At 68.1% G+C, this 17,793-nt stretch carries 14 protein-coding genes; 11 read left to right on the forward strand and 3 right to left on the reverse strand.

The features are described from left to right. Positions 1-21: 21 nt before the first annotated feature. Positions 22-1,065 (reverse strand): phenylalanine--tRNA ligase subunit alpha, encoded by a 1,044-nt coding sequence (gene pheS / locus NET02_RS03740; protein WP_347710997.1) that lies wholly within the window; start codon positions 1,063-1,065, stop codon positions 22-24. 284 nt (positions 1,066-1,349) lie between these two features. After that, the gene (locus tag NET02_RS03745) at positions 1,350-2,990 is read right to left on the reverse strand and encodes an amidase (protein ID WP_284056034.1); all 1,641 of its coding nucleotides are present in this window, start codon (positions 2,988-2,990) and stop codon (positions 1,350-1,352) included. A 413-nt stretch (positions 2,991-3,403) separates the two neighbouring features. Between NET02_RS03745 and NET02_RS03750 the strand changes: the two genes are divergently transcribed. Continuing rightward, positions 3,404-4,084, forward strand: a complete 681-nt coding sequence (locus NET02_RS03750) for an RraA family protein (RefSeq protein ID WP_284056035.1) — start codon at positions 3,404-3,406, stop codon at positions 4,082-4,084. Positions 4,085-4,091: 7 nt separating this feature from the next. Here NET02_RS03750 and NET02_RS03755 read toward each other — a convergent pair whose 3' ends face one another. Further along, positions 4,092-4,589, reverse strand: coding sequence for an OsmC family protein (locus NET02_RS03755; protein ID WP_284056036.1), 498 nt, complete (start codon positions 4,587-4,589; stop codon positions 4,092-4,094). A gap of 119 nt (positions 4,590-4,708) precedes the next feature. Between NET02_RS03755 and NET02_RS03760 the strand changes: the two genes are divergently transcribed. The 10 genes from NET02_RS03760 (at position 4,709) to NET02_RS03805 (ending at position 17,774) form a co-directional block, all read left to right on the forward strand. Next, positions 4,709-5,188 carry a heavy metal-responsive transcriptional regulator gene (locus NET02_RS03760; RefSeq protein ID WP_284056037.1) on the forward strand — a complete coding sequence of 160 codons (480 nt, stop codon included), beginning with the start codon at positions 4,709-4,711 and terminating at the stop codon, positions 5,186-5,188. A gap of 258 nt (positions 5,189-5,446) precedes the next feature. After that, positions 5,447-7,981 (forward strand): heavy metal translocating P-type ATPase, encoded by a 2,535-nt coding sequence (locus NET02_RS03765; protein WP_284056038.1) that lies wholly within the window; start codon positions 5,447-5,449, stop codon positions 7,979-7,981. Between the two features lie 71 nt (positions 7,982-8,052). Further along, positions 8,053-9,261, forward strand: coding sequence for a PrsW family intramembrane metalloprotease (locus NET02_RS03770; RefSeq protein WP_284056039.1), 1,209 nt, complete (start codon positions 8,053-8,055; stop codon positions 9,259-9,261). A 55-nt stretch (positions 9,262-9,316) separates the two neighbouring features. Then, complete coding sequence (rlmN, locus tag NET02_RS03775) at positions 9,317-10,459, forward strand: dual-specificity RNA methyltransferase RlmN (protein WP_284056040.1); 1,143 nt, start codon at positions 9,317-9,319, stop codon at positions 10,457-10,459. Positions 10,460-10,708: 249 nt separating this feature from the next. Continuing rightward, a complete protein-coding gene (gene larC, locus NET02_RS03780) occupies positions 10,709-11,935 on the forward strand; it encodes a nickel pincer cofactor biosynthesis protein LarC (protein ID WP_284056041.1) in 1,227 nt (408 codons plus the stop codon). Between the two features lie 61 nt (positions 11,936-11,996). After that, positions 11,997-12,251 carry a hypothetical protein gene (locus NET02_RS03785; protein ID WP_284056042.1) on the forward strand — a complete coding sequence of 85 codons (255 nt, stop codon included), beginning with the start codon at positions 11,997-11,999 and terminating at the stop codon, positions 12,249-12,251. A gap of 137 nt (positions 12,252-12,388) precedes the next feature. Beyond that, entirely contained in the window at positions 12,389-13,987 is a 1,599-nt protein-coding gene (locus NET02_RS03790; RefSeq protein WP_284056043.1) for an alpha-amylase family glycosyl hydrolase, read from the forward strand. Between the two features lie 345 nt (positions 13,988-14,332). Continuing rightward, entirely contained in the window at positions 14,333-15,835 is a 1,503-nt protein-coding gene (locus NET02_RS03795) for an ABC transporter substrate-binding protein (RefSeq protein ID WP_284056044.1), read from the forward strand. A 194-nt stretch (positions 15,836-16,029) separates the two neighbouring features. Further along, complete coding sequence (locus NET02_RS03800) at positions 16,030-16,908, forward strand: carbohydrate ABC transporter permease (protein ID WP_347710998.1); 879 nt, start codon at positions 16,030-16,032, stop codon at positions 16,906-16,908. Beyond that, a complete protein-coding gene (locus NET02_RS03805) occupies positions 16,905-17,774 on the forward strand; it encodes a carbohydrate ABC transporter permease (protein ID WP_284056046.1) in 870 nt (289 codons plus the stop codon). Before NET02_RS03800 ends, NET02_RS03805 begins: the two co-directional genes overlap by 4 nt. Positions 17,775-17,793 lie beyond the last annotated feature (19 nt).

Genomic DNA, 17,793 nt, shown 5'->3' on the forward strand with positions numbered 1-17,793 from the left:
TACCCCGTGCTCCGGCGACCCTCAGGCGAGTGCCCGGTTGAACTGGGCCAGGAAGCGGAGGTCGCCCTGGTAGAACAGCCGGATGTCGGGCACCCCGTACTTCAGCATCACCAGTCGCTCGACGCCCATGCCGAAGGCCCAGCCGGTGTAGCGCTCCGGATCGTAGCCCACGTTGCGCAGCACCTGCGGGTGAACCATGCCGGCGCCCAAGATCTCGATCCACCCCGTCCCCTTGCAGACCCGGCAGCCCTCGCCGCGGCAGAACATGCAGTCGATCGCGAAGTCGACCCCCGGCTCGACGAACGGGAAGTAGTCACAGCGGAAGCGCACCTTGCGCTCCTGGCCGAAGAGCTGGCGCGCGAACTCGGCCAGCGTCCCCTTGAGGTCGGCCATCGTGATGTGCTCGTCGACGGCCAGGCCCTCGATCTGGTGGAAGTGCCACTCGTGGGTCGCGTCGACCGCCTCGAAGCGGTAGCAGCGGCCGGGCACGACGACGCGTACCGGTGGCTGGCGTCGCTCCATCGTACGGATCTGCATGGGCGACGTGTGCGGCCGCAGCACGATCTCCTTCTGATCGGAGACGATGAAGATCGTATCCCAGACATCGCGCGCCGGGTGGTCCTGCGGGATGTTGAGCGCGTCGAAGGCGTAGTAGCCGTACTCGACCTCCGGCCCCTCGACCGTCTGGAAGCCGAGGTGGTTGAAGATGGTCGTCACCTCGCGGATCATCTGGGTGACCGGGTGTAGCCCGGCTACGTCCGCCGGGCGGCCGGGCAGGGTGACATCGACCGCTTCGGCTGCGAGCCGCTGGCTGAGCTCGCTTCGCTTGACCTCCGCTTCGCGCTGCTCGAACCGGGCTGTGAGCTCCTCTTTGAGGGCGTTGACCGCCTGCCCGTAGGCCGGCCGCTCCTCCGGCGGAACCTGGCTGATCCGGCGCATGAGCTGGGTCAGTTCGCCTCGCCGTCCCAGGTAACGACCGTGCCACTCGGCCAGCGCTGTTGTTGAGCTAGCCTGCTGGAGCTCGGCCAGCGCCTGCTGCCTGATCCGCTCGACCTCACCGCTCAAGACCGTCACCTCCCTGCCCTGCTGTGTCTCCTCGCTCCAGGGGAGCTTATCGAGCAAACAAACGAGCAGAGGCATACACCTCTGCTCGCCGACGTCGCCGGTTGAGGGCTACACGCTTACCGGGCCAGCACCGCGTGCCCCACCGGCAACGCCGGCGGGCTAAAGTGAACGTGGTGGCTGATGCACACGGTGCACTGGTACTGGCCACGCCTCGCGCCCATAGCGACACCAGCATAAGCGACGGCTTCTGGCGCTGTCAAGGCGCGGGCGGACTCGGCCCCCCCTCAGGGGATCCCACCCGGCCAGAGTCCTGCCGCCTCGACCGCTGCGGCTGCCCGCAGGACGGTTGCCTCGTCCCAGGGACGCCCGGCGAGCTGCAGACCCAGCGGTAGTCGCCTGCCCGTCAGCCCGACTGGTACCGTGACCGCTGGCCAGCCGAGCGCGTTGAAGGGAGCGGTGAACCAGGAGTTGCGGGCCGGATCGCCGAGTTCCGGGGCGCCGTACGGCGCGGTCGGCGTGCTCAGCAGGTCGACCTGGTCGAAGACCTGCTCGCAGCGCCGGCGGAGCTCGTGGCGGAGCTGCTGGGCGCGGACGAAATCGGCTGGCCCGTAGGCGAAGGACGAGAGGATGCGCAGGCGCATGAACTCGCCATAGTCCTCCAGCCGCTCGCGCAGCCAGGGCAGGTGGAAGGCGACCGCCTCTTGAGCGATGAGGGCTGTGTTGAGCACCCGCAGCCGGCTCAGCTCGGGGAGATCCAGCTCGACGAGGGTCACGCCTGCCCGCTCCAGGGCCGCTAGCCCGGCCCGCCAGGCATCCAGCGCCTCCGGCGTGCCCAGCGGTTCACCGCTGCCGTCGTCGCGCAGCACGCCGACGCGTAGCCCCTCGACGCCTCCGCGCAAGGCGGCCTCGACATCGGGTACGGGAACCGATCGTGTCCGGCCGTCCCGCGGGTCGGGCCCGGCCAGGATCTGGAAGAGCATCGCGGCGTCGGCGACGCTCCGTGTCATCGGTCCCAGGTGGTCGAGCGACCAGGCGAGGGGGATCGCCCCGTGCAGGCTGACCCGGCCGAAGGTCGGCTTGAGCCCGACCAGCCCGCAGAACGCGGCCGGGATCCGGATCGAGCCGCCGGTGTCGGAACCGAGCGCCGCGACCGCCATCCCGTCCGCGACCGCCGCGGCCGAACCACTGCTCGACCCGCCGGTATCGTGGTCGAGGTTCCACGGGTTGCGCGTGGGGCCGTAGTGGGCGTTGTTCGAGGCCCCGGAGTAGGCGAACTCCGAGAGGCGCGTCTTGCCCACGATCACCGCGCCGGCTGCGCGCAGCCGCTCGACGGCCGCCGCGTCGAAGTCGGTCCGCCAACCGGCAAGGATCTTCGAGCCGGCGGTCGTGGCCGTGCCGGCCACGGCCAGGAGATCCTTGACCGCGATCGGGATGCCGTGGAGCGGCCCGCGATCCTGGCCTGCCCCGAGTTCGCGGTCGGCCTGCCGGGCGGCAGCCAGCGCCTCCTCGGCCAGCACGAGCTGGAAGGCGTTCAGGACCGGGTCGCGCTCCTGGATCCGGGCCAGTGCCTGCTCGGTCAGCTCGACCGAGGAGACCTCGCGCCGGCGGAGCCGGGCCGCCAGCTCCGCGAGGGTCGGATAGCCAGGCTCGCGGGCTGCCGCAGTCGCCGGGGGTGCGACGGGTTGCTCCCCGGTCGTGCGTGCTGGCTGGGCTGCGTCGCCGAGGCTCTGGCCTGCCAGATCCAGATAGTCCGGAGTAATATCCGCCGGGGCCTCCTCGACGATCTGCTGGAATGCCAGGGGTGTCGAGAGGAACCCGCGCTGGGCCACCAGCTCCAGCGTCTCGTCAGCGACCTGGATACCGGCCTGGCGCAGGTTGACGCGCATTCGGTCCAGCAACCCGGCAACGTCCTCAGGTGCGGTCATAGCTCACCCCCTTCCCGGAAGAAGACCGCTCGCCACGCGCTTCCCTGTCTATCCTCGACCTCTCCAGACCAGCGATAAGACCGCGACCGCCGACAAGACCGCTCGACCCTTCTCCGAGACGCATGCAGCCTGGTAGGATGGGCCACGAGCCCGCTTGTGCCTGGCTCGACGAGGACGGCGCGGCCATGCGAGCGAACCAGGTGATCGCCAAGAGCTCAACCCGCATTCTACCCGTCAGCAGCTCAGGCCAGGAAATGGTTCCTGGCCGGTTGAGCAGCGAGGCCTTGGGATGTTGGGTTTCTTGCCGGCCTCGCCGAAATCGATGCGCGAGACAGACGGCGCGTTTAGGGTGCAGGGACGACCGGCCGCTCGCGCGGTGGCTGGCGTGACGGCAAAATCGAGAGGGGGACAGGGTGGCGCAGGGACCGCTCAGCCCGGCGGTGCTCCGGGCGCTCCAGACGCTCAACACACCAACCGTCGCGAACGCGATCGAGACGTTCAACCTCCGGCCGCGGAACCAGGGGTTCATGGACGCCAGCGTGCGCTGCATGCTGCCCGGCCTGGGCGTGATGGTGGGCTATGCTGTGACGGCCAAGATCCGGGCAGCCGAGCCGCCGGCCCCTGGGGCGGCCATCCCGCGTCGCCGGATGTGGGAGTACATCCTCTCGATCCCGGAACCACGCGTCGTCGTGATTCAAGACCTCGACGACCCGCCGGTCGGCTCCTTCTGGGGTGAGGTGAACGCCAACATCCACCGCGCGCTCGGCTGTGTCGGCACGGTGACCAACGGCGGCGTGCGCGACCTGGACGAGGTGGAGCAGCTCGGCTTCCACCTGTTCGCCTCCCAGGTGCACGTCTCGCACGCCTACGTCCACGTGGTCGAGATCGGCACGCCGGTGGAGGTCGGCGGGCTGACGGTCCATCCCGGCGACCTCCTGCACGGCGACAAGCACGGCGTGATCCAGATCCCGCTCGAGATCGCGCCGGACCTCTTCCGAGCGGCCAAGGAGGTCGAGGCGCGCGAGCGACGCATCATCGAGGTCTGCCAGTCGCCCGACTTCAGCATCGAGAAGCTGAGCGAGCTGTACGGGTGAGCCCCGCTCAGCTCCAGCGGGTCTCCACCGGCGGCGGATTCAGCAGCGTCTGCATGACCACGCAGTACTGCTCGGTCTTCTCGCGCAGCGCCTCGAGCTGCTCGGGAGTGGCCTGGGGTGCCTCGACATCGAAGCGGACCCGGATCGCCTGGAAGCCGACCGGCACGTCCTGGGCAATGCCGAGCGTGCCGCGCAGGTCGAGATCGCCCTCGACGGTCACCTCGATGCGCTCGAAGGGGATGCCCATGGCGGTGGCGACCATCTGGCAGGTGAGCTGTGCGCAGGCTGCCAGCGCCCCGAGCAGCAGGTCTCCCGAGCACGCGGCCGTCCCCGAGCCGCCCACCCCGGCGTGGGCTTCGGCCTGGTAGATCGCGCGGCCGATGTCGACCGAGCAGCTCAGCGGGGTATCGACTTGGCTGCCGGTCGCCCGCAGCGTGATCCTGGCTGCCTCCGGGTCGCTACGATACCGCTCTTTGAGCGGCCGCTGGATCGAGCGGAGATCCATCCGACTCCCTCCGGTCATGATCTGCCGTGACGCGTGCACCTCCCAGTGGAACAATCATGCCGTGGATCGAATGCCGGGCGCCACGCCAGGTTCACATCACAGCGCGAGGCGGGCTCACGATGAGTAAACGACGCGAGACGACCCATCTTCGGATCGGCGAGCTAGCCAGGCGAGCCGGCGTCAACTCCAGGACCATCCGGTTCTACGAGGCCATCGGCCTGCTGCCTGAGCCAGCGCGGTTGCCGAACGGCTACCGTGTCTACGGAGCGCGCGACCTCGAGCGGCTGCGCTTCATCCGGCGGGCGCAGTCCCTCGGCCTGCCGCTCGACGCCATTCGCGATATCCTGGCGCTCCACAGCGCGGGGAGCCGGCCTTGCTGCCGAGTCCGCGAGCTGGCTGAGCAGCGGCTCGCCGAGATCGACCGCCAGATCCGCGAGCTGCAGCGGCTGCGCTCCGAGCTGGCGGCGCTGGTCGAGCGCGCGGCGCGGACGCCACAGTCGGAGGCCGGTGACGGCGTCTGTCCGGCGATCGAAGACGCGAGGCCGGAACTCCACGTGACGACGGCCCGTGCGCCGGTCGCCCCTCGCCCCCAGCGCTGACGCGACCACGTTCGAACACCAGGATGACCAGCGGCTCATCGAAGCGAGGGGCGCCCACTCCGGCGCGACGGCCGGGCCGCGCCCGCGGCTGATCCCGCGTACCCCACGAGCTCAAGGGACTTGACCTTCCAGTGCACTGGAAGGTGTAGGCTGGCCAGGTGAGGGAGAGCGAGCGAGTCGGATTCAGGCACCGGTTCCTCGCTCGACCGAGCAGGCTGCTCTTTGCTCGAGTGGGTTTGATCCACGGAGATACGGGCCATGAACGCGGGATTCTCGCCCCAGCCGGTCGATTCGCAGGCGTCGGCAGCGGACGCAGCGCTGCTGGCGAACGGCCGGCGCACGAAGAAGCTCCACCTCAAGGTCGGTGGGATGCACTGCTCGCTGTGCACCGCCTCGATCGAGCGGGCGGTCGGGCGACTCGACGGCGTGCGCTCGGTCCATGCGAGCATCGCCCACGAGGAGGTGCTCGTGGAGTACGACCCGGAGCGAGTCGCCCCGGCGACCATCGAAGCCGCGCTCGAGGCGATCGGCTTCTCAGTCCGGGCGCCTGATGAGAGGCTGGCGCTACTCGAAGAGGAGCGGGAGCTTGCGATCGCGCGGCGCAAGGCGCTGCAGGCGGCGATCCTTCTCGCGGCAGCGTCGGCGCTGATGCTGGCGAGCGCGCTCTTCGGGCCGAGCCGGACTCGCATGCTCATCATGGCGGCTCTCGCGCTGTATGCGGTCGGCGGGCCGGCACGGTTCATCGTGGCCCGCAACGGGTGGCAGTCGGTCCGCCGCGGTATCCTCAACCAGGACGTGCTCGCGTCGGCCTCGGCGCTCGCCGGGCTCGGCGGCGGGCTCGTCGGGCTGGCGCTGCCGGCTCTCCCGGCGGGCGAGTTCTTCGGCGCGACGGTGTTCGTCCTGGCGTTCCACCTGATCGGCGGGTATACATCGGTCCTCGTCCATCTGCGGGCGTCCCAGTCGGTACGCCGGCTGCTCGCGCTCGTTCCACCGGTCGCCCGTCGGGTCGCGGCGGACGGCAGCGAGGTCACCGTGCCGGTCGACCGGCTGGCCGTCGGCGATCTCGTGCGGATCCGCCCCGGCGAGCGGATCCCGGTCGACGGCCGCGTCGTGGAGGGAGCCTCGTCGGTCGATGAGAGCCTGGTGACGGGCGAGTCGGTGCCGGTGGACAAGCTGCCCGGCAGCGAGGTCATCGGCGGCGCGCTCAACCTGACTGGGGCACTGGTCGTTCAGGTGACGCGCGTCGGGCCCGACACGTTCCTCCAGAGCGTGGCCCGGCAGGTCGCCGAGGCGCGGGCGATGAAGCCAGGGATCTTGCGGCTCGTCGATCAGGTGCTCCTGGTCTACGTGCCCACCGTGTTCGGCGCGAGCGTGCTCGGCTTGCTCCTCTGGGCGGCCGGGAGCTGGCTGGTCTCCGGCGACGTCGACCTCCTCCGGGCGAGCTTCGCCGCGCTCGGCGCGCTGATCATGGGGTACCCCTGCGCGCTGGGCATGGCGACACCGCTCGCGCTCATCCGCGCCTCGGGCGAGGCGGCGGCGCGCGGCATCCTGATGCGCTCAGGGGAGGCATTCCAGGTGTTCCGCAACGTGCGCGCCATTGCCTTCGACAAGACCGGTACGCTCACGGAGGGGAAGCCTGCGCTCGCCGGTTGCCACGCCCTGGCCGGCACGCCGAGCGATCTCCTGAAGCTGGCCGCGAGCGCGGAGCACCCGTCCGAACACCCGCTGGCTCGAGCGATCGTGAGCGCTGCCCGCCAGCAGGGCATCCGGCTCAGCGAGCCTGAAGGGTTCGTAGCCGAACCCGGGCGAGGAGTCCGGGCAAGGGTCGAAGGGCATGACGTCCTCGTCGGTACATCGCGCTTCCTGGCAGAGCAGGGGATCGACCTCACTCCCTTGCATCCCCTGGTCGAGCGCGTCCAGCGCGAGGGCCAGACTGCCGTCCTGGTGGCGATCGATGGCCAGGCTGCCGGTGTGCTCGGGCTCGCGGACCGGGTGAAGGCTGATGCTCGCGCGACGATCGAGGCGTTCCGGCGGCGAGGGATCGAGCCGATCCTGCTGTCGGGGGATCATCGTCGCGTGGTGAACGCGGTGGCGGCCGCCGCTGGGATCGAGGTGGTGAGGGCCGAGATGCTGCCTGCGGACAAGGCGGCAGCCATCCGCGAGCTCCAGCACGGGGGTGTGCGCGTCGCGATGGTCGGCGACGGCATCAACGATGCCCCCGCGCTCATGCAGGCCGACGTCGGCATCGCGATCGGCGCTGGGACCGACATCGCCATCGAAGCGGCCGACATCGTGCTCATCGGCGACCGCCTCTCGGCGCTCGTCGACGCCTATGAGCTGGCCCGCCGGAGCTATCGGCTGACGGCCGCGAACGTCGCGCTGGCTCTGGTCTTCAATGGAGCGGGCATCGCGGTCGCCGTGACTGGGCTCGTCACGCCGGTCTGGGCGATGGGGGCGATGGCAGTTAGCGTCAGCCTGGTGCTGGGACACTCCTTCGCCGGCCGGCTTCTGCCCCGGCCCAGGCCTTCGACTCAGCCCGCTCCGCCACCGCGCATGGCCTACGTGTTCACGGTCCCGACGATCCACTGTGAAGGGTGCTACCGGAGAATCCAGAGGAAGCTCCGTCGCTGTACCGGCGTGCTCGAGGTCGAAGGGGAGATTCCCGAGCGGCGCGTGGTGGTCATCGTCGAGCGAGGGCGAGCGCGTAAGGAGGAACTGCGCGCTGAGCTGGAGCGGCTCGGCCAGGAGGTAGCCAGCGTCGAAGTGCTCGAGCCGGTTGGCGAGCGGTATTGAGCGGCGATGGGTCTGCGGGTACGCTTGGCGGCGATCCCGGTATCCACGGGGTGGGGATCGGAGCGCAGACGATGGCGGAGGGAGCAGGGGCCGCTGCCCCGCGGCTGAGCGTGCTGGATCGCAGCCTGCGCTGGCTGCTCCTAGGGTGTGCCGGTTGGATCATCCTGCTGAGCGCCGTCGTCGTCGCCGGCTTTCTCCTGCTCGCCATCCCGCTGGTCGCCCTGGTGGTGGCTGGCCTCGCTGCTGTTCTGCTGGTCCCGGCCTATGCTGCCCTGATCCTCGCTCTGGACCCGCGCGAGCCGGAGCCGGCGGTGCTCCTGGGTGCCGCCTTCTTCTGGGGTGCGTTCGTCGCCGTCCTCGTCTCAGCGCTCATCGAGGTACTCACCGGAGCCGCCCTGGCGGCAGTGCTGGGAGGCGGCGTCGCGGATCTCCTCGGCGCATCCGTTGTGGCGCCGATCGTCGAGGAGACTGCGAAGGGCAGCGCGCTGGCCCTGCTGTTCCTGCTGGCGCGCCACGAGTTCGATGACATTGTCGACGGGATCGTCTACGGGGCGCTGGTCGGGCTCGGCTTCGCCATGGTCGAAAACGTCCTCTACTTCTCAGGCGCATATCTGGAAGGCGGGCTGGTCGGTGTCGGCGTGCTGTTCTTCCTGCGCAGCGTGCTGGGTGGGTTGGCGCACTCCCTGTTCACCAGCGCGACTGGCATCGGGCTGGGGCTCTACCGCCAGGCCGCCGTCGGTAAGCGCCGCCTGCTGTGGCCGATTGCCGGCTTCGCCATCGCTATCCTGCTCCATGCGCTGTGGAATGGCGCCTCGACGCTGCTGCAGATCACGAACCTGGCTCAGGAGAACCCGCTCCTCACACTGGGACTCGTGCTCGGCTTGCCGCTCGCGCTGACGGTACCCGGACTGCTCACCCTGATCGTCCTCTCGGTGGTCGGCGGGCGGCGGGCGGCCCGCATTATCCGCCAGCAGCTCGCCGATGAGGTGGAGCAGGGCACGGCATTGCCCGAAGATCTCGAAATACTGGCCCGTCCCTGGGCACGGCGACGCCGTCTGTGGCGGGCGCTGAGACGCGGCGGGCTGCGGGCGTGGCTGCTCCAGCGCCAGCTCGACGAACTTCTGGTCGACCTGGCGTTTCGCCAGTGGCACCTCAGCAGAGGGGAACGCCTCCCGCGCTTCCTGCAGGCGTACAGCGAAGGGCACTACCGCGAGCGCATCGCCGCGCTCCGGGCCCGGCTCGGGCAGCACGACGCGGCGGCAGGCCGGCATCCGGCCTGAGCAACCCTGGTGGTACACTTCTGCTCCGATGCAGTCTAGATAGGTGAGCCTACCGATGGCGGCGGCGACACGATCTACAACCCATCTTCTGCGCGCACGGCCAGCGCTGCCGCGCAGCCGGCGCCCCTCGACCCTGCACGACTTCACGCTGGCCGAGCTCGAGGGGTGGCTAGTCGAGCGCGGCCAGCCGCGCTACCGGGCGCGGCAGCTCTTCCACTGGGCGTATCAGCAACTCGCGCTCGATTACCAGGCTATGACCGTGCTGCCCAAGCCGCTGCGCGCCGAGCTGGCCCAGACGCTGCCGCTGACCACCCTGACCCTGGTGCGCGAGGTCAGCACGGACGACGGCGAGACGCAGAAGTTCCTGTTCCGCACCTTCGACGGGCAGCACGTCGAGACCGTCCTGATGTTCTACCCTGACCGCACGACCGTCTGCGTCTCCTGCCAGATCGGCTGTGCGGTCGGCTGTGCCTTCTGCGCTACTGGCATGACCGGGTTGATCCGCAACCTGAGCGCCGGCGAAATGGTCAGCCAGGTCGTGTTCGCCGCCCGCTGGGCACGCGAGCGTGGACGGCCGCTGACGAACGTGGTCGTGATGGGCATGGGCGAGCCGTTCCAGAACTACGACGCGACCAGGAAGATGGTGGCCATCCTCCACGAGCCCGCCGGGATGAACTTCGGCGCGCGGCGGATCACGCTCTCCACCTCCGGCCTCGTGCCGTTCATCGACCGGCTAGCCGAGGAGCCGTACCAGGTCAAGCTGGCGGTCTCGCTCCACGCGCCGAACGACGAGCTGCGCTCGCGGCTAGTCCCGCTCAATCGCCGCTACCCGGTCGCTGAGCTGCTGGCCGCCTGCCGGCGCTACGTCGCCAGGACCGGCCGGAGGTTGTCCTTCGAATACACGCTGATCAAGGGGGTCAATGATCAGGATGAGACGGCCGAGGAGCTGGCACGGCTGCTGCGCGGCCTGCTCTGCCACGTGAACCTGATCCCGCTCAACCCCACGCCGGCCGAGCCCTCGTTCGAGCGGCCTTCCCCCGAGCGGATCGAGCGCTTCGCCGAGATCCTGCGCCGGCACGGGATCTCGACCACCGTGCGCTACTCCCGCGGCGTCGAGATCGCGGCCGCCTGTGGCCAGCTCCGCGCCGACCAAGAGCGGCAGGCGTTCGACGCAGGCCCTCCGGGTGAAGCCGAGTAGGGTATCCGCGTGCGGTGCGGGGGCTGGGGGACGGTGAGGCTGCCCGTCCGTAGAGCGACCAGCCGGTCGCCCTCGCGATGCAACGGGGCGCTCTGCCGGGGCTGTTCATGTCCCTGACCGAGAGGCTGCCGGGCTCCGGCGCGTTTCGGGTTCGCCGCGCGTGTCGGGATGTCCAGGGCCGCGGGCAGGCTCGGGCTCTGCTGGCGCGGATCGACCTGTGGTAAAGGACCGTCGACGAGGAGGCACGGCGTGCGTATCGGCTACGTCGATCCCTTCTCCGGAGCGAGCGGCGATATGCTGCTCGGCGCGTTGGTCGACGCCGGCCTGTCGCTCGACCGGCTCCGCGAGCTGCTGGCCGCCGGGTTGGAGCTCAGCGGCTACGAGATCTCCGCGGATCGCGCCCAGCAGCACGGGCTGACCGGTACGCGCGTAACGGTCAGCGTCACCGAAGCTCAGCCGGCCCGCGCCTGGCAAGAGATCCGCTCGCTGCTGGAGCGAGCCGTGCTCCCCGAGCGCGCCCGCGGGCAGGCCCTGGCAGTCTTCCAGGCGCTGGCCGAGGCCGAAGCGCAGGTGCACGGGGTGCCACCGGCCGAGGTGCATTTCCATGAACTGGGTGCGGTCGACTCGATCGTAGACATTGTCGGGATCGCGCTCGGCCTGGAGTTGCTGGGCATCGAGGCGCTGTATTCGGGGCCGCTGCCGCTCGGCCGCGGCTTCGTCCAGACCCAGCACGGCCTGCTGCCGATCCCGGCTCCGGCGACCGCCGCGTTGCTGGCGGGAGCACGTGCTCCCACGCGGCCGCTCGAGGTGGAGGCCGAGCTGGTGACGCCGACCGGGGCTGCGGTCTTGGCCACGCTGGCCCGCTTCGAGCAGCCGCCGATGCGCGTGGAGGCGGTCGGCTACGGGTTCGGGACTCGCGAGCTCCCCTGGCCCAACGCGCTCCGGCTGTGGGTCGGCGAGGCGGCCGGCGCAGCGGCCGGCCCGTTCGACGAGGGGCCGGAGGAGCTGCTGCTCGAGACCAATATCGACGACATGAACCCGGAGTTCTTCGAGCCGCTGGTGGATCGACTCTTCGAGGCCGGCGCGCTCGATGCCTGGCTGGAGCCGATCACCATGAAGCGCGGCCGCCCGGGGACGAAGGTGAGCGCCATCTGCCGGACGACCGACCGGGCCGAGCTGGAGCGTATCTTCATCGAGCACTCGACCACCTTCGGCGTGCGGGCGCTGCCGATCGATCGGGTCAAGGCCGGGCGGCGCACCGAGCAGATTGCGACCCGCTGGGGAGATGTGCGGATCAAGCTCAAGCTCTGGCGTGGCCGGGTGATCGATGCCGTGCCGGAGTACCGCGACTGCCTGGCCATCCACGAGCGGACCGGCATGCCGATCCGCCTCGTCTACAACGAGGCGGCGCGCATCGCTGAGGCCTGGATCGGCCGCAAGGTCGAGGCCGGAATCGACCGACCAACGCCGTCTTGACAGGAGAGTCCGCCCGTGCGATGGTACTGCCGGGTTTGTAGCCAGTTGAAGGGAGGAGGCAGTGAACGAGCTTTTCCCGATCGCAGCGGGTGTGCTGCTGGGCTTGCTCACCTTCCGGATCGCTCAGCCCCGCGTGCGTGTGCTCGCGCTAGTCGTTTTGAGCGTGCTCTTCGGCTTTGCGGCAAGCGCCATCAGCGGGGAGCTCGCGTTGAGCTGGGGGTTCTTGCTGATCGACATCCCGCTGGTCTTCCTCGCGGCCACGGCCACGGTCCTGGTCGTGAACCGGGTGCGCAGCGCGCGAGAGGCCAGCCATTAGGCCCGCGAGCACAAGCAGCACGCGGGCTCGCTGAGAGCTCACGGACGAGTAGAGAATGGGCCCGCTGGCGAAACGACGCCAGCGGGCCTGGTGTTAGGAATGTCTGGCTGGCGAGGCCGATAGGTGAGTAGGTCCCGATGAGTGCTGAGCAATACCTCTGGTGGCAGCGCGGGGTGATCTACCAGATTTATCCCCGCTCCTTCATGGACGGCAATGATGACGGTATCGGCGACTTGCCGGGCATCCTCAGCCGGCTCGATTACCTTGAGTGGCTCGGGGTCGACGCGATCTGGCTCTCTCCTATCTTCCCCTCGCCCATGGCCGACTTCGGCTACGACGTCTCGGATTATGTCGGGATCGACCCGGTCTTCGGGACGATGGAAGACTTCGACCGGCTCGTGCGTGAGGCCCACGCGCGCGGCATCCGCGTGCTCCTCGACTTCGTCGCCAACCACACCTCCGACCAGCATCCCTGGTTCCTCGAGTCACGCTCGTCGCGCCAGAGCCCGAAGCGCGACTGGTACATCTGGCGCGATGCGGCGCCAGGCGGCGGACCGCCGAATAACTGGCTGAGTGCCTTCGGGGGCAGCGCCTGGGAGTGGGACGCGGAGACGGGCCAGTACTACTTCCATGCATTCCTCAAAGAGCAGCCGGATCTCAACTGGCGTAATCCCGACGTCCAGCGCGCCATGCTCGATGCGATGCGCTTCTGGTTCGACCGCGGAGTCGATGGATTCCGGCTGGACGCCATCTGGCACCTGATCAAGGACGGCCAGTTCCGGGATAACCCGCCTAATCCCGACTATAAGCCCACAGATTCACCCTACCACCGGCTGCTTCCCGTCTTCACCACCGACCGTCCTGAGATCCATCCCGTGCTGGCGATGATGCGACGGCTGGCCGACGAATACGACGAGCGCGTGCTGATCGGAGAGATCTATCTCCCGGTCGAACGGCTGGTCACGTACTATGGCCTCTCCGAACCTGAACTTCACCTGCCGTACAACTTCCAGCTCCTGCTGCTGCCCTGGGATGCCCGGCGCATCCAGGCTACGATCGATGTCTACGAGGCCTTGCTGCCTAGTGGCGCCTGGCCCAACTGGGTCCTCGGCAATCATGATCGCCCGCGGATCGCCAGCCGCGTGGGGAGGGCGCAGGCGCGCGTCGCGACCATGCTGCTCCTGACGCTCCGTGGCACGCCGACGATCTACTACGGCGACGAGATCGGCATGGTCAACGTCGAGATCCCGCCGGAGGCGATTCAGGACCCCGTCGAGAGGACCGCGGGGCGTGGCTTCGGCCGGGACCCCGAGCGCACGCCGATGCAGTGGGACAGCGTGCCCAACGCCGGCTTTACCCTTGGCCAGCCCTGGCTCCCGCTGTCTCCTGACTATCCCACCTGCAATGTCGAGGCCCAGCGCGACGATCCCCGATCGATCCTGACGCTGCACCGCCGGCTACTCGCGCTCCGCCGCGCTGAGCCGGCGCTGTCGATCGGCAGCTACCGGTCGCTGCCGGCTGAGGGCGAGCTAATCGCCTACCTTCGCGAGGACGGCGAGCGGCGCTTCCTGATCGTGCTGAATTTCGGCCACTGGGTTCGCCGCTACGCCTGTGGCCAGATCGATCTGCGCGGCTCGGTCGTCCTCTCGACCTATCTGGATCGCGAGGGTGAGATGGTCGATCGAGATCTCCTGCTGCGCCCGGACGAGGGAGTGATCATCGGCCTTACGGGATGAGCATGCCGAGACTTGACAGTTGCACCTCCGCGTGTTACCGTCCAGGCGATGAAATCAGGACGATCACGAAGAGAACACGGTTTGTTGGAGGGCGCGCGTCGCCAGGCGGCGTGCTCGGTTGGACACGGAGCGCGCTCAGGATAGCCGGTGAAGAGCAGTGAATCGTAGCCCGAGTACCCTGTGACCCTGACTGTTGCCTCAACGTATTTCCTCTACACACGGGGAGAAGGGAGGTGCTGATCCGGACACGAGACCAGTCCACTCAGCCGGTACAGCGGTGCTGTGAGGGTGTTGGAGGGGTACTGGACTCGGAGATCTGTCCGTACGAACGTGAGGAGCAGAGCAATGCGCGATATGCGACCTGATCGGCTGGCCCCGGATCTACTTGCCGTGCGATTCTCTCGCCGGCAAGTGCTCCGGCGAGCCGCGGCGCTCGGCCTTTCGGTGCCCGCTCTTTCGGCCCTACTAGCTGCCTGCGCGGGCGAAGAGGCGACGCCGACGCAGGCTCCGGCAGTACAGCCGACGGCAACCCCCACTGAAGCTGCGGCTGAGACTCCGACCGCCGCGGAAACCCCGGCCGGGACTCCCACCGTCATCACGACGCCTGAGACGACCTACTCCATGGACAACCCGCCTGAGGTGTTCAACGCCGACCAGGCGAGCCAGTACAGTGGAGCCACGTTGACATACTATGGTGACTCCGTTGGCATCGGCGCGGAGATGGATCAGGCTCTGGCCGGCGCCTTCAGCGAGGCGACGGGGATAACCATCAACGTGGTGCCCAAACCCGAGAGCGCCACCGAGAACTACGCGGCCTACCAGCGGTTCTTCTCCGCCCAGTCGCCGGACGTCGACGTGATGATGATCGATGTCATCTGGCCCGGCGCTTTTGCACCGCACCTGGTTGACCTGAGCCAGGCGCTGGGCGAGGAGGCGAAGGCGCATTACGAGACGATCATCGAGAACAACACCGTCGACGGCAAGCTCGTGGGTATGCCCTGGTTCGGCGACTTCGGGATGCTCTACTACCGGACCGATCTGCTGGAGAAGTACGGCTTCAGCAATCCTCCGGAGACCTGGGACGAGCTGGAAGAGATGGCCCAGACGATCCTAGAGGGGGAGCGAGGAGCCAACCCGAACTTTGCCGGCTTCGTCTTCCAGGGCAACGCCTACGAGGGGTTGACCTGTAACGCGCTGGAATGGCTGGCATCGAGCGGCGGCGGCCGCTTCATCGAAAATGGCCAGGTCACGATCAACAACCCGCAGGCTGTGGAGATGCTCAACAAGGTGCGTGGCTGGGTCGGTACCATCGCTCCGCAGGGCGTCACCACGTACCAGGAAGAGGACTCGCGCCAGGTGTTCCAGGGCGGCAACGCCGCCTTCCTGCGCAACTGGCCGTATGTCTACTCATTGGCGACCGGCGAGGATTCCCCGGTGCGAGACATGGTCGGCGTCGCGCCGCTGCCGGCTCAACCTGGGAATCCCCACGTCGGCACAGTCGGTGGATGGCAGCTCGCCGTCTCGATGTACTCGCGCGCGCCGGAGGCTGCAATCGAGTTCGTGCGCTACATGACGAGCCCCGAGGTGCAGACCTGGCGAGCGGTGCTCGGGAGTTTCGTCCCGACGATCCCGGATGTGGCGTCGAGACCCGAAGTTCTTCAGGCTATGCCGTTCCTGGAGCCGATGGAGGCTGTCGAACGGGTCACCCGGCCCTCACGGGAGACGGGCGAGCGGTACAACGAGGTCTCGACCATCGTCTTCCAGGGCGTAAACCAGATCCTCACCGGGCAGGACGCGGCGCAGGTGTTGCCCGGAGTGGCCCAGCGCTTGCAGCGGATCGTCGGCTAGAGGGGGTGGACATCGCCGGGCTCATACGAGCCTGAGAACACCGAGCGGGCATGAGCGGGTGGGGAGCACGCGCGCTCCTTACCCGCAGCCGCAACTCCTGATGCGTCTCGAGTCCACGGAAGGAGGTCGCGATGAGTCGACCCGCGATCGCTGAGCCGAGGCGAGCTGCGCTTCCGCTGCGCCGCTGGCGGACGATGACGCTTGCCGAGCGGCAGGCCTGGCTCGCCTGGCTCTTCCTGTTACCCGCACTCCTCGTCGTGATCGCCGTCGCCATGATCCCCCTCGCCCAGACGCTGTACTTCAGCTTTACCGACAAGCGACTCGGAGCGCTGGAGCCGGAACAGTGGGTCGGTCTCGAAAACTATCGCTTCTTGCTTAGTGACTCCCTGTGGTGGACGGCGGTCAAAGTCACCGTCCAATTCACGGTTATCACGGTCGCACTCGAATTTCTGCTCGGGCTCCTGATCGCGCTCGTCGTGAATTCGCGGTTTCCGGGTCGCGGCCCGATGCGCGCCGCCATGCTGGTGCCCTGGGCTATCCCGACGGTCCTCTCGGCCCAGATGTGGAAGTGGATGTACAACGATATCTTCGGTGTCATCAACGACCTGCTGAAACGGGTCGGCCTGATCGAGCAGAACATCGCCTGGTTGGCCCGGCCCGATACCTCGCTGATCGCAGTAGCCTCGATCGATATCTGGAAGACGACGCCGTTCGTAGCGCTCCTGCTCCTGGCAGGGCTTCAGGTCATCCCGGACGAGCTCTACGAGGCGGCGACGGTAGATGGCGCGAATAGAATCCGACAGTTCTTCACGATCACCTTGCCGCTGCTCCGGCCGGCCATCGTGGTGGCGTTGATCTTCCGCACGCTCGACGCGCTCCGTGTCTTCGACGTCTTCTATGTGCTCTTCGGCGCTCGCCCGGATATGCAGACCATGGCCGTGTACGCCCAGAACTACATCGTCGCGTTCAGCGACGTGGGCTACGGCTCGGCTATCAGCGTGGCGATCTTCCTCGTCATCGCGATCTTCGTGGTCGCCTATGTCACCACCCTGAAGGTGGAGGTGCAGACATGAAGCTGGGCAGCGCGCAGCGGAAAGACACGCGACGGCGCCTCTCGCGTGTCCTGTTCTACGTGGTCCTTGCTGTCATCGCGATCTATCTCGTCTTCCCCTTCTACTGGGCTATCCGCTCGGCCATTGTGCCCGATGCCGTGCAGTTCGCGACGCCGGTCGTGTACTGGCCGGAGAATCCATCCCTGGAGAACTTCCGGCAGGTCCTGGCGACCGGCCAATTCCGCCGGGCGCTCTTGAATTCCGCGATCGTGGCCGGCACGGTGACCCTGCTCTCGCTGGCGGTCGGGGCGATGGGTGCGTATGCCCTGGGCCGCTTCCGCTTCCGCGGCAGCACGCCGGTGCGCTACATCATCCTCTCGATGACCATGTTCCCATCGATCTCGGTGCTCGGAGGGCTCTACACGCTGATCACGCAGTTCGGCCTGTACAACAAGCTAGGAGCACTGGTCTACAGCTACCTCATCTTCACGCTGCCCTTCACCGTCTGGGTGCTGATGACGTTCTTCCGGCAGCTCCCGCGGGACCTGGAGGAGGCCGCCTACGTGGACGGAGCCAGCCCCTTCCAGACCTTCTGGCGCATCATGCTACCGCTCTCGGCGCCGGGGCTGGTGACGACGGGACTGCTGGCCTTCATCGCCGCCTGGAACGAGTTTCTCTATGCGCTCTCCTTCACCCAGACGCCGGATAAGCGGACGATCACGCTCGCTATCTTCTATTTCTCGCCGCAAACCGGCGGAGGCTTCGAGATCCCCTGGGGCCAGATGATGGCCGCGACGGTGATCGTGACGCTGCCGCTGATCGTGCTGACCTTGATCTTCCAGCGGCGCATCATCGCTGGGCTGACCGCCGGCGCGGTGAAGGGGTAACGCGCTCGCGCTCCGCAGT

Origin of the sequence: Thermalbibacter longus, assembly GCF_023806485.1 — a bacterium.
In the GTDB taxonomy this organism is placed as follows: domain Bacteria; phylum Chloroflexota; class Chloroflexia; order Thermomicrobiales; family Thermomicrobiaceae; genus Thermalbibacter; species Thermalbibacter longus.

Coding starts and splice junctions, on each gene's coding strand:
- NET02_RS03755 (WP_284056036.1), bottom strand. CDS start 4,589: ATGGATCTCCGCTCGATCCAGCGGCCGCTCAAAGAGCGGTATCGTAGC.
- NET02_RS03745 (WP_284056034.1), bottom strand. CDS start 2,990: ATGACCGCACCTGAGGACGTTGCCGGGTTGCTGGACCGAATGCGCGTC.
- rlmN (WP_284056040.1), top strand. CDS start 9,317: ATGGCGGCGGCGACACGATCTACAACCCATCTTCTGCGCGCACGGCCA.
- NET02_RS03760 (WP_284056037.1), top strand. CDS start 4,709: ATGAGTAAACGACGCGAGACGACCCATCTTCGGATCGGCGAGCTAGCC.
- NET02_RS03790 (WP_284056043.1), top strand. CDS start 12,389: ATGAGTGCTGAGCAATACCTCTGGTGGCAGCGCGGGGTGATCTACCAG.
- NET02_RS03765 (WP_284056038.1), top strand. CDS start 5,447: ATGAACGCGGGATTCTCGCCCCAGCCGGTCGATTCGCAGGCGTCGGCA.
- NET02_RS03770 (WP_284056039.1), top strand. CDS start 8,053: ATGGCGGAGGGAGCAGGGGCCGCTGCCCCGCGGCTGAGCGTGCTGGAT.
- NET02_RS03800 (WP_347710998.1), top strand. CDS start 16,030: ATGACGCTTGCCGAGCGGCAGGCCTGGCTCGCCTGGCTCTTCCTGTTA.
- NET02_RS03805 (WP_284056046.1), top strand. CDS start 16,905: ATGAAGCTGGGCAGCGCGCAGCGGAAAGACACGCGACGGCGCCTCTCG.
- NET02_RS03795 (WP_284056044.1), top strand. CDS start 14,333: ATGCGCGATATGCGACCTGATCGGCTGGCCCCGGATCTACTTGCCGTG.